Genomic DNA, 12,517 nt, shown 5'->3' with positions numbered 1-12,517 from the left:
GCGGAGGGCGGAAGGTCAAATGCCAACCGTCATTTATGGTTGGCGAGATGCAGCGATGTTGTGGAGAAGAACGTTTCTATTCCTCATTTTCCTATTCTTGTCGCATCCCGCTCGCTTGGATGCGCAAATCGAAATCCCTCCGGGTTACGTACTCGATCCCAACGGACCGTATTTTCTATCTGTCCGTGCGATTACTATACCGGATATCGATAAAGCGTCCGATTTTGCCGTCGCCGATTTGGATGGAAACGGCGGCAAGGAAATCGTCGTCAGCTCGAGGGATAAAGGAATTATCAAGGTTCTTAAGGACTTCAATCTCGACGATTCGAATCCAACTCATTTTGGATTATCGGCGCCCTCTCCGGAACAATTGCGCATTATGGATATGGACGGTGACGGCCTATTAGATATCGCCGTATCGACGCGCGTCGATTTAGTGCGCCAATCCGTTCATATTTTCTATCGGACGGCGGGAGAATTGGAGCCGCAATCCTTCATTCCATCCGTCGTTTTTTCAATGGAATCCGCGACGCCGCCCAATCCTGCCTTCGACTTGGGAGATATCGATGGGGACGGAGATATCGATATCCTATTCAACCGTTACGATTATAGTATCGGCGGCAGCCGGTTGTTTTTCTTGCGGAACGAGGGGAACCGCCAATATACGCCCATTGAGCTGATGTTCAATTCCAATTACGCAGGCAAAGTTTATTTGGAGGATTTCAATCTCGATGGAATGCTCGATCTGGCGTTGCTTTCTTCTTCCGCCAGTCCTAAAAAGGGAACGTTTTTTTATCAAGGGAACGGCGTTGGATTCGATTACCAAAGTTATTTTTCATCGTCATCGCCCTATTTGCTGGCGACCATCGAATCGGCGGTTGGAGGTTTGGACTCGGTTGTAGTCCTTGATAATAATAATACATCCTATTATAGCTCCAATCCCGTTACGCTTTATTATTGCACCCAGAAATCCCCCTTTCTTTTTGTTTCCGTCGACGACCGGGAAGGCGTTTATTCGTGGGCGATGAAATATGTCTCGGGACTTACGGGAAACGGAAATGGAATTTTTGTTTCATTTATAGAACAAACGATTATGGGAGTGAAATTGTTCAGAATCGGCGATAAAGGTTTTGTGCAGGAATATCCGCCCTTTTTTCCCATTAATATCATTCCTAGTTCATTGCAATGGGAAGATATCAATCAAGACGGGCTGAACGATCTTCTGGCTTTGGAAACGTCTCAACTTCCCAATATGGGGAATAAGATCGCCATATTATTGCAAGAACCGCGATTTATCCCCGCTACCCCGACTCCGACGCCGACCATGACGCCGACCTTCACGCCATCGCCAACGGCGACGATTACGCCAACCTGGACGCCTGCTCCGACGTTTACACCCACAGCAACATCGACGCATACCTGGACGCCTTCGCCGACGTTTACACCCACAGCAACATCGACGCATACCTGGACGCCTTCGCCGACATTCACGCCAACAGTAACATCGACCTATACGCCGACGTCATCGCCGACGTTTACACCAACAGTAACATCGACCTATACACTGACGCCTACGCCGACATTCTCGCCTGCGGCGACATGGACATATACGGCAACGCCAACGGCGACGGCAACGTATTCGCCCACGCCGACATTTACTTCTACAGCGACATTCACGCCGACGCCGACAAAAACTCCTGCCCCGACTAACACCTTTTCGCCTACGCCATCGGATACGCCTAGTCCCGCCTCTACGAATACGCCTCGGCTTGCGCCGACATATACTTTCACGCCATCTGCAACCCGCACGCGAACGCCTACTACTAAAGCGACTGATACGCCGACTCCTTCTTTCACTCCTACTAATACATTGACTCCAACGCCGACGCCAACGTTTACCGCAACACCGTCTCTTACTCCAACTTTGTCGCCGACAGCGACGTTTACTCCCCCTCCCGCGGCGACGTCAACCGCCGTTCCTACGCCGCCGCCCTCGGCGGACCGGTTCACAAGAAGGGACGTTACCGAAGCGGGGATCGATTTGCAGGACCTGGCCTTCGCAGATGCGGATGGAGACGGGCGAGAAGAATTGTTCCTGATTTCGGGCGAGGGCAACGAACTCGTCATGCTGAAAATCCAGGACGAAAATGAAATGCAAGTAAAGGATCGTCTCGGCGGATTGGCGCGGCCGCGCACCATCTTGCCGCTTCTGCGAGAAGCGAGGGCGAGATTGGCGGTTTCCTTGGACATCGACTTTCAATTGACGTTAGTGGATTATTCCGCGGCGGATGGGTTCATGGAGGCGGCGCGGTTGGATTTGTGGGACGTGATCCTGCGCTCGTTCCTCGTCGATTATACGGGTGATGGGATTCCTGACATCGTAACGCTGGGCGAGTTCGATGGGAACCTGAGCATCTTTCCAGGCAAAGAAGACGGGACGTATGAAGACGGCGTCATTCTTGGCGTGGGAAGAAATACCGTCGATACGGCGATCTTCGATATGGATAAAGACGGGCGGATGGAAGTATTGATCCTTACCAAGGGATCGTCGACGATCAATCTTTACCAAGTTTTGCCGGGCGGATTTCTTTTTCCCGTTTATAACAAAAAGGCGGGTAAGGACCCCGTCTCTTGCGCCGTCGGAGATATGGATGGCGATGGATTCTCAGACGCCGTTATCGCCAATAGCGGGGATAATACGCTAACGCTCTTCCTCAGCGGCGGCGCCTATGGCTTGAATCAACGCCAAAGCCTGGCCACGGGGGAAAAGCCGGTATTCGTATTGATGAAAGATATGGATGGGGACGGACGGGACGATATTTTAACTGTGGAGGAAAAGGCCAATACGGTTTCCATTTATTATGCGAAATCCTTGGATGCGCCTGTATCGATGGAGACCGTCGCCCAACCCGTGACTATAGACGCCGGGGATTTAAATGGCGACGGGCGTCCCGAATTCGCCGTGATTGGAAGCGAGCGAGATAGAGCGGCCGTTTACTTGTCCGATGGCGGCGCGGCGGTTGGGGATTGGTCTTTGTATTGAACGAGGGCGCTTCAAAGCAGGTTGAATGAATAACTCATGTTACGCACGATGAAAAAAGAGGAATGATTTACGCGTTGTATTGAATCACGAAAACACGAAATAAAAATGAAAAAGCACGAAAAGAATTGAAAGTCAACCCGCCGTTGTAGCGGCGGGTTAGTGTCGTTTGCCCCTTTAAAGGGGCATTTGGTAATAGCCCTATAATTCAAAAGTGAGAAAAAGGAAAGAAATCCAATAAATATTATTATTGTGAATATTTAAAGCGGCGCGTACCTGTGAATAACTTTTTGAAAGTATACAATCTCGCCCCGGTGCGGGATAACTCCAGCCCTTCAATGCTGGGAGGGAAAACGCATGGTAACTCCATAGAATCCAAATTATCCGTAAAATCCGTGATTAAAAATTTCGTGGATTGTTGAAGGGAGAAGAAGCATGTTTAGTGGATCGATCCTTCCTCGCCTTTTTTTGTTATGTTGCTCCATCACATCATTATTAGCGATCCCATCAGCGTCTTATTGCGCAGAGACAGAAAACAAGACGCCATCCGTCTACTCTGCCTCGCCGGAAGTCAGGCTTACGGTTATTCCGCCATCCCCCATTACGGATCAAATCGTCCTGGATGTCCGCGGAGGATTCGATAACGCCGCAGAGGAATCCACGGCGTGGCAAGCGGAACTCTACTTTGACAAGATCGATTCCGATCGCCTTCTGCAAAAGGCGGAGGGAACCGTTGCGCCGAAATCTTGCGCAGGAGTCTATTTTCGCTGTCCCGCCGCCGGACGGGCGGGACGTCATGATTTGATACTGACTCTCAAGATGAACGGCGGCGTACAATGCGCTTCGACGACTATCGAAATTTTGCCTTCCCCTATTCGCTCTGTGAGAAAAATCGACGGCGCCTGGTCGGGAATCGTTCATTGGAGCGAACAGGAAGGCAAACGTTGGAATCCGGAAATCCGAAAGATGAAAGACGGGGATTGGCGGGAACTGATGCGCGCCATGAACGAGATCGAGATGAATATCGTTGTGATCGAAGAGACCCTCCGCCACCAGGAATATCATGGGAAGCACCAAATCGAAAAGAATGGATATAAAGGTTTGGCGTTTTATCCCTCGCAACTTTATCCCGGACGCATGGAGATGGCGGCCAAGGATCCGATCGATGCGATTTTGTCGGAAGCCGACATGCGAGGCATGTTCGTCTTTTTAGGCGTTGGAATGTACGCCTGGTTCGATTTCACGCCCGCTTCGCTGGAATGGCATAAGCGGACGGCGGAGGAATTATGGCAAAGATACGGCCATCATTCTTCTTTCTACGGATGGTATATTTCCGAAGAAGCGGCGGGTTCGCTTGCGCCTTTTTCTTCGAACAAGCCGGAAGACGTTCAGCGCTATCGCGAAGAGATCGTTCAGTTTTTTAAAGGATTCCGTGAATATGTGCAACGATTCGCGCCTGAAAAACCCATCATGCTGGCGCCGAATTGCCATTCCATGAAAAGCGGAGAAAAAACTTGGTGCGAGTTGTTGAAATACTGCGATATTGTTTGTCCCTTCGGCTTCCACCGTATGCCGGAGAATGACGTTTCGGGCGAAGAAGCGGCGCAATGGCTGCAAACGCTTTGCGACGAAGCGGGAGCGCATTTGTGGATGGATATGGAAGTATTTCTCTTCGGGCCGGAGAACGATTTGTATCCTCGTCCCATCGATGGACTCGTAAGCGACCTGGTCCGTTTCCCGAATTTCGAAAAAATCCTTTGTTTTCAATATCCTGGATTGATGAATGCGCAGTGGGCGTCTCTGAAGCCGGGCGGGCCGGATACGGTGAAATTATACGAGGATTATAAAAAATATTTGGATGAGCAATGGCTGCCTCAACATCAGCTCACTGAGACAAAGCCATAATACTAAATACGAACTAAGTTACTCGACATCGTTTTTTTTGCAAGCGGGTAAAGCAGGCGTCTCGCCTGCCTTGTTGTTGCAGGCGAGACGCCTGCTTTACCCCACTACATTCCACATTTAAATCCCGTACTATGTCGGGTAGGATTTGTTATTATTTATAACTCATGTTACGCGCAATGGGAAGTTACAAGAATATCTTATCATCGTCATTTGAATCGCGAAAACACGAAATGAAAAAGAAAAACACGAAAGTGGAATCCCCTCCATGAACCCGCCGTTGAAACGGCTATTACCGTTTGCCCCTTTCAAGGGGCATTTGATAATAGCCTTTCAAGGCTGGGGGAGAAAAACGCATGTTAACTCCATAGAATCCGACTCGTCCGTGAAATCTGCGATTCGAAATTTTCGTGGTATTCGCGCCCTTTCGTGTTTTCCTGATTCGGAAACGTAAAAAATGAAACCTCCTTCCGCCCTTGATTAATGGGGCGCCTAGGGCAAGGTTGTTTTTGCCCTTGAGTAATCCCCTCGACTTGTGGGTAAAGATCAGGCCCCAAGCGGCGGGTCAAGGCGATCATCCCTGGCCCGATCTCATTTCCCTCTACCGATTCGCGGACAATGATCGGATTTCCATTCGCGACTTGCGAACAATTCGGGCGCAAATGGTTTGCGACATCCTGCCTCCTCAATCCGATGTGATGGTGGCGCACGATGTCAGCGTTCTGGATTTCTCCCATCAAAACGCCAAGACGGATCGGCGATGGGATCGAGGTCCATCTGGTTGTCATTCGGGAAACGAATCCGCCTCCAGGGAAGGAAGCGTTTTGTTGGGTTTTGTTCACGACCTTGCCGGTCGAGACATGGGAACAATTGACGTATGTCGGACGCCTGTATGAATTGCGTTGGAAAATCGAAGATTTTTAAAAAACTTCTTAAGAGCGGCTACCGGGTCGAAAAACAACGATTCTCCAACGCCGCCAAAACCGCGAAATTACTCGTGGTGCTCACGGCGGCCGCCATGATGCTTCATCATCTCATGGCCGATCTGAATCTGCCTTCCGGGGGATATCTCGACGAGGAAAGCTATCAGAATCTCAAACGGGCTTCTCACGACCTTCACAATCCCGAAATCGATCTTCGGTGGCGGTTACTTGCCTTGATCGCCAAATTCGGCGGCTGGCTTGGGCGGAAAAACGATCCCATCGGGCCTACTATCCTAATAAGAGGATTGGTTCAGGTCTTGACGATTTTTAACGCCGCTTCTCTTTATGGACCATTAATCTAGGAAGCCTTTGATCCTCCCGACATTCTTCGTAAAATTTTTGCGCATAATTGATAGCCTTGAAAATCTGGGCTATTTTCAAATGCCCCTTTAAAAGGGGTAAACGAGAATAGCCGTTTCAGCGGCGAGGCGGCAGGGCTTTTCTTCCTGCAATCGCCGAGAACCTTTCCTCGGTAGGGGGGCTCATCATTCATCTCTCATTTCGATTGCGGGTTGATTACAGCGATTTTCACGGTTAGATATAACCATGAATAGCAGAAATCCTTTCCTTTTCTCGCGCTTCATGGAGACGATAGGCCATTTTTCTCCGGCGGCGATTCTTACATTTATTTATCATCTTCCAAATTTTATCCGGCTATTTTCCCGTTTGTTGAACGATCCGCGAGTGCCGCTTCATCTGAAATTGTTTTGCTATTTCGCCATCGCCTATTTTTTTCTGCCTTTCGATCTTATTAAAGATTTTCCTTCTCTTCTTTTTGGCCGGGTAGACGACGTAGTTCTGTTGATCTGGTCTTTCCGCAAATTGGTGATGGATACGCCGCCGGAAATCGTCCAAGAACACGTTGACGCCCTCAGCGCAAGAAGGCCGCGCGCATGAGGGCGTTAAACGATAATAATTTATTCGATTTATTGAGGCGACGCGGGGGCCAGATAGCCTTTGGCGCGGATATTGATGGGGTTGCGGCCGCTGCTGGTGTTGATGTAATAGGTATAATCGAATTGCAGATTCACTTCGATATCGTCGATCATGCCAAAAATCCCCTTGCAAATCGGGCGTCCCGCTTCCTGAGATGGTCCGCCGCTGCCGGATATCACCTCGTCCACCTGGATCATTTTTCCACGGGAAAATTTGGGAGTGAATACTCTTTTGGCTTTCCTTCCGGTCGAACCTCCCGACCCCGCGCCGCCGCCGCGCGCCGCCGCAGGAACCAGCGTATAAGGCATTGTCAAAAAGTATTCTTTACCCTCGTGTTTCCAAGATATGCCGGTGTTGACGGGGATATTGCCCGCAATGGTCGAAAAAACGATCTTATAAGTCATTTTCGCCCGCACGGGATCGTCTCCGATCATTCCAGTCAATAACGTATTAATGGGAAAAGAACCCATTGTATTGGGAACGATGGAATGTTCGAATTGCAATTCCACGGGTATATCGCCGATCGTTCCTTTGGCCTGATTGTTGATTGGCAGATTGCCCTGAAGCGAACTGAAGATTACAGCGTAATCGATATCCAGGCTTATCGGAACTTGGCCTTCTCTCTTGACTCGCTTGCGCAATAAATCGATGGCGCTGCCCATGTATCGAACCTCCATTCGTTGCGTAAAACAGTATGAGGCGCATCCACTGATTTCACACTCGGATGCGATTTCAGTCAATCGGCGCGGCGGTTGAAAACGAAAAACCGCTTAGGTGCGCAAAGTTTTTGCAAATATTTCTTATTTCTGATTGACAGGCGTCGATCCTATTGTCATTATACTTCCGTACGATGAAAAACGGACGGAGCATCGTATCGAAAAAGCGGCTTGCTTCTATGCCGCCTTTTCTCTTGTTCGAAACGGGGTTGAGGGAATCGTACGGTGCGGCTCCAAGGGGGAGCGATACCGGCGCGAAAGGATAGCGATGCGCCGGCCGGCGAATCCCGAATCGAAGAGAACTCCCAACGCGATGGCGCTGGTTTTAGATTTGTTTATCCAATAGATTCTGTTTATGGATTGCGATGGCAAATCGAATCCCAGCATCGCGTTGTTGTCAGTCCTCCCGCGATAGGGATCGCTCGGCGGCGGTCCTGTTGTTTCCGGCCGATAGGCTTCATCCATTCGAGTCTTGCTTATTGGGGATGCGTTCTTTCCCCATCATGCCTCTTGTCAGCGCTTATGCGCCAGTAGCGCCGTTTTCATGATTGGGACGGACGCGGCGGCGCATCGGCGTCCTCATCAAGGATCGATTCTTGGGTTGAGGGATAATCCGCGTGGAACGCGGACAACGCCAAGAATTCCACCTGAGAAATAATTCAGGGACGAATTATCGCCAGGACCATATCATCTCAGGCGATGCGGAATAGTTTTCTTTCGGAACGAACGGCGAAAACCGTTGGTTTGTACTTTGCGTTCCGTTGAACTGTTTCCGAATCGCCGTCCCTGGCCCAAGGCAATCGCCATTACGCCGTTATTTTATGAATTGGCGGTTGAGGGATCGGACGGAACATTTTAAATAAATCGCCTCTTATCTAAAGGAGATGCAAAGATGTCAAACCTTCAAAACACTACGCACCCGCCTCGGGGGTCTTCAATCGCATCCCCCCAAGGGCCGGAAAACCGGTCGTCCGCTAGTTTAGTGGTCGCCGGTTTGGTTACGATCGTCGGTTCCTGGGTTGGCATGGCCGCCTATGTGGACTACCGCTTGGATGGAATGGAGAAAAACCTCGCCGCCGAAACCCAAAAAGCTATCGCGGCGGAGGCCAGGCCTATCGCAAGTTCCCTGGAAAACAATAAAAGCAGTCTTGACCGCAGTTTGACTAGCTTACAAGAAAAAGTACTTGCCAATCTGAACGAGAAATCATCCGTACTTGCTAAAGGCATTCTGGATTTGAACCAAAAAGAAGACGAATATTTCGCCAAAACAACTCAATCTCTCGCCGAAAACAGCGATGGCTTATCGGCTTCCCTCCGCGACTCCTTCAAGAATTCTCAAAACGAACTTACCGCGCTTCTCGCTCAAAACCAGGAGAACGCTTCCAAACAATTCACGGACGCTATCGATAATCTCAAAGGCAATTTAAACGAATCGCAGACGGTAATACTCTCGAAAATCGAGACTTCCACCATTTCGCTTAAGGATTTAGTAGAATTATCGAACAAAAACCAAACCGACAATCTTGCCGCACTCGCCTCTCTTGCCAATCTGGTTAAAGACTCTCAACATAACATCGCAAGCGCGCAAACCTCGCTAGATCAATTGAATAACCTCATGCCCGGTTGGCGTAAAACGAATGAGGAGCAATTAGCCGCCTTGGGCGATAAAACCGGCGTCCTGGAACAGGGCGTCAAGGAGACTCTCGCCGCGCTTCAGGATAAATTCGCCGACCTTAAGCAGACTGTCGGCGCCGCCAACGAATCCATGATGAAAACACTCTTCCTCACCAGCGAGGGCGTGGAAGGAACCAAGAGCGAATTGAAATCGGACGTAGCGGGCGTAAAGGACGAGACCTGCAAAGGTTTGAAGCAGTTGAACGAATCAATGGTAAATCTCTCCACCGTATTGGAGAACATCAAGAAGGAATCCGCGAAATCCGCCGCCGTTCCTCTTAAGGATAGCAAGGAATTCAAAACTCTCGCTTCCGGCCTTGATTCCCTCGCCGAACGCTTGAGCGGCGCCCGTTCGGAGATGACGCGCCAATTCGAGGCCGCACGGGATCGCGCCCGCGCTTATCTCGCTGGGACCAGCGATCCCGATCAAGTCAAACAGCTGGAGGAGGTTTTCCAGCAATTCAGCGGCATGGCCGAGCAGGTGGATCAGCAGCTGGATTCCATGAACGAAAGCCTCAAATCCCTCACCGGCGCCATCGCCATTCTCAAGACGGACGAAAAAGGATCGGGGGTATCATCCATTAGCGATACGTCCGCTCAGCCCAAAGCGCCGCCGTCCGGCCAGGAAATCGGCATGAACCCGGAAAACCGAGCATCCCAGTAATTTCTATGAAAATCCTTTCAAAGAAGGCCGGCCCCGCCGGCCTTCTTTATTTCTATCCCAAGCGGTTCTTACAAAATAGATAAAGCTTGTTTTTTTTAATTCTTTACTAAAACACCTCGTAAATCGTAGTAAATCGTAGGGTGGGTCGAGCGAAGCGAGCCCTACCAAAATTACTATTGGTTACTAACCACTAATCGCTGTTTTAGATTCCATGCTTCTTGACGTTCGTACTATATGCGACCAAGATTCTTTTTTACGCCGAAGGGCGGTATTTGACGGCGCGTAAGCCGATAGGACAACGAATAGGATCGGTTGCAAAACATTGAATATACTTATTACCGGATCGAGCGGACAGATTGGAACTAATCTGGGATTGCGGTTGTTGAATGAAGGGCATAACGTGTTGGGCGTCGATTTTCGTCCCAACGATTGGACGCAAAAAATTCCAACCCGTCTTGTAGACCTCACAAGCGATTGCGTTGGGCGCATGTTGGAACTCATCAAAGGCTTTCAGATCGAGTTGATTGTCCATCTCGCCGCTTACGCCAAGGTCTTCGAACTAGTGCGCGAACCCTCGCGCGCCTTGGAAAACGTAACTATGACCTTTCACGCCGCCGAGAGCGCCCGGCTGGCGGAAATCCCGATTATCTTCGGCAGTTCGCGCGAGGTTTACGGCGACATCCACCGCCAAAAAACCAACGAATCCTGCGCCGATTTCGTCGTCGCCGAAAGCCCCTATTCCGCCAGTAAAATCGCGGGCGAGGCGTTTATCTATTCCTATTCCCAATGCTACGGCTTGCCCTACATCGTCTTTCGTTTTAGTAACGTCTATGGGCGCTACGACAACGATTTGGAGCGCATGGAGCGGGTGACGCCGCTTTTTATCAAACGCATCTCGCAGGAATTGCCCATCGTCATCCACGGCAAAGAGAAAATCCTCGATTTCACCTATATCGACGATTGCGTGGATGGTATTTGTTTGGGGATTAAAAAACTTCTGAGCAAGGAAGTCGTAAATCAAACGATTAACCTAGCTTATGGCGATGGTAGTAGTTTGGAAGACCTGGCTCGGTTTATCGGAAAAGCCGTCGGCGTCGATCCTAAAATCTCCTTCACTCCCACCCAACCCGGTGAAGTAACCCGTTATATCGCCGACATCTCAAAAGCGGAAAAACTTCTCGGCTACCACCCGCATACGACTCTCAGCGAGGGCATCCCCAAGTCTGTCGCCTGGAGCCGTCAATTCGAAGAAGAAAAACGCCGTACTTGAAAACTTCTGTTGTTGCTTCGCCGTCTAAAAACATCGCGTTCATAGGAAATCGCCGATGGCGGCCACCGATATCTTCGACAAAACGGATTGCAGGCTTTTATCAATAATATCCAATCCAAGCGTCAAGTAATTTTCCTTGATAGTCAATGGCGGCAGGAATTTGATAACGTTATGCTTCACGCCGCATAATTCCACGATCAAGCCTTGATTGAAAGCCTCGCTGGCGGCGGCCTGGCTGATTTCGGGATTGGGAATCTCCATGCCGTAGATCATACCCACTCCACGAATCTGGATATCCAATTGGGGGTATTTCGTTTTGATTTGGTTCAATCGATCCGCCATAATTTGGGATTTATGGGCGATAGTTTGGGAAAAGTCGTTGGTTTCCCAGTAACGCAGCGCTTCCGAGGCGGCCACAAATGCAAGGTTATTTCCCCGGAAGGTGCCAGTATGCTCACCCGGCTTCCACTGATCCAATTCAGGCTTGAGCAATAGAATCGAGAGGGGAAGGCCGCAGCCGCCGATGGCTTTGGACATGGCAACCATATCCGGCTGGATTCCGGCGCGTTCGAAACTGAAGAAGGTTCCGGCGCGGCCATTACCGACCTGAACGTCATCCACGATCATGAGCATATCGAATTCGCGGCAAAGCCATTGCAATTGTTGCAGCCATCGATCGCTGGCCGAACGTACTCCGCCTTCGGCTTGCGTCGTTTCTATGACAACCGCCGCTGGCCGGTCAAGGCCGCTGCTTTCATCTTCCAAATATTTGCGCAGATATTCGATCGTATCGATATCTGGTCCGAAATAACCGTCATAGGGCATAAAGACCGCGTTGGAACGTTGGATATAGGCTTCGCGGCGGTAGAAGGAATTGCTAGTAACCGATAAGGCTCCGGCGCTGAGGCCGTGATAACTATTCGTGAAGGCGATGACGTTAGAGCGGTTTTTCACGGCGCGGGATAGTTTCAAAGCCGCTTCGATGGCGTTGGCGCCGGAGGGGGCGACGAATTGGATTTTGAAATCCAGGCCGCGCGGCTGCAGGATGATGGATTCGAAGCGTTCCAGAAAAGTTTTCTTAGCCGCCGTCATCATATCCAGGCTATGAATGACGCCGTCGTTTTGCAGGTATTCGATCAGCGCCTTCTTCATCTCGTCGGGATTATGGCCGTAGTTCATGGTTCCCGCCCCGCAGAAAAAATCGAGATAAGCTCGTCCCGCAGCGTCGTAGAGGAACGAATCTTTGGCTCTCTCGAAGACAACGGGAAAGGAACGGCAGTAGGAGCGTACTTCGGATTCTCTACGCTGAAAAATATTCGTCATATTGTGTTT

Annotated in this window: 10 protein-coding genes; 7 read left to right on the top strand and 3 right to left on the bottom strand. The window is 50.2% G+C overall.

What is annotated here, in order from left to right:
• The first annotated feature begins 19 nt into the window (after positions 1 to 19).
• The 5 genes from AB1656_04560 to AB1656_04540 all read left to right on the top strand — a co-directional run bounded on the left by AB1656_04560 (position 20) and on the right by AB1656_04540 (position 6,822).
• Positions 20 to 3,043, top strand: coding sequence for an FG-GAP-like repeat-containing protein (locus AB1656_04560; protein ID MEW6234637.1), 3,024 nt, complete (start codon positions 20 to 22; stop codon positions 3,041 to 3,043).
• Positions 3,044 to 3,475: 432 nt separating this feature from the next.
• Complete coding sequence (locus tag AB1656_04555; GenBank protein MEW6234636.1) at positions 3,476 to 4,945, top strand: DUF4434 domain-containing protein; 1,470 nt, start codon at positions 3,476 to 3,478, stop codon at positions 4,943 to 4,945.
• Positions 4,946 to 5,457: 512 nt separating this feature from the next.
• A complete protein-coding gene (locus AB1656_04550; protein ID MEW6234635.1) occupies positions 5,458 to 5,838 on the top strand; it encodes a hypothetical protein in 381 nt (126 codons plus the stop codon).
• Positions 5,820 to 6,227, top strand: a complete 408-nt coding sequence (locus tag AB1656_04545) for a hypothetical protein (GenBank protein ID MEW6234634.1) — start codon at positions 5,820 to 5,822, stop codon at positions 6,225 to 6,227. The genes AB1656_04550 and AB1656_04545 overlap by 19 nt, the downstream gene beginning before the upstream one ends.
• Positions 6,228 to 6,471: 244 nt before the next feature.
• Positions 6,472 to 6,822, top strand: coding sequence for a DUF1232 domain-containing protein (locus AB1656_04540; GenBank protein ID MEW6234633.1), 351 nt, complete (start codon positions 6,472 to 6,474; stop codon positions 6,820 to 6,822).
• 29 nt (positions 6,823 to 6,851) lie between these two features.
• Here AB1656_04540 and AB1656_04535 read toward each other — a convergent pair whose 3' ends face one another.
• Positions 6,852 to 7,523, bottom strand: coding sequence for a hypothetical protein (locus AB1656_04535; protein ID MEW6234632.1), 672 nt, complete (start codon positions 7,521 to 7,523; stop codon positions 6,852 to 6,854).
• A 231-nt stretch (positions 7,524 to 7,754) separates the two neighbouring features.
• On the bottom strand, positions 7,755 to 8,042 hold the full coding sequence (locus tag AB1656_04530; protein MEW6234631.1) for a hypothetical protein: 288 nt from the start codon (positions 8,040 to 8,042) through the stop codon (positions 7,755 to 7,757).
• Positions 8,043 to 8,469: 427 nt separating this feature from the next.
• On the opposite strand from AB1656_04530, the gene AB1656_04525 reads away from it, so the two are divergent.
• A complete protein-coding gene (locus AB1656_04525) occupies positions 8,470 to 9,915 on the top strand; it encodes a hypothetical protein (GenBank protein MEW6234630.1) in 1,446 nt (481 codons plus the stop codon).
• Between the two features lie 322 nt (positions 9,916 to 10,237).
• Entirely contained in the window at positions 10,238 to 11,185 is a 948-nt protein-coding gene (locus AB1656_04520; protein MEW6234629.1) for an NAD-dependent epimerase/dehydratase family protein, read from the top strand.
• A gap of 39 nt (positions 11,186 to 11,224) precedes the next feature.
• On the opposite strand, the gene ectB is transcribed toward AB1656_04520, so the two are convergent.
• Positions 11,225 to 12,508 carry a diaminobutyrate--2-oxoglutarate transaminase gene (ectB, locus tag AB1656_04515; protein MEW6234628.1) on the bottom strand — a complete coding sequence of 428 codons (1,284 nt, stop codon included), beginning with the start codon at positions 12,506 to 12,508 and terminating at the stop codon, positions 11,225 to 11,227.
• Positions 12,509 to 12,517: the final 9 nt, after the last annotated feature.

It is taken from the genome of Candidatus Omnitrophota bacterium (assembly GCA_040755155.1).
Taxonomy (GTDB): domain Bacteria; phylum Hinthialibacterota; class Hinthialibacteria; order Hinthialibacterales; family Hinthialibacteraceae; genus JBFMBP01.
The sequence above is the reverse complement of the archived record's forward strand: the minus strand, read 5'-3'. Positions and strand labels throughout refer to the sequence as shown.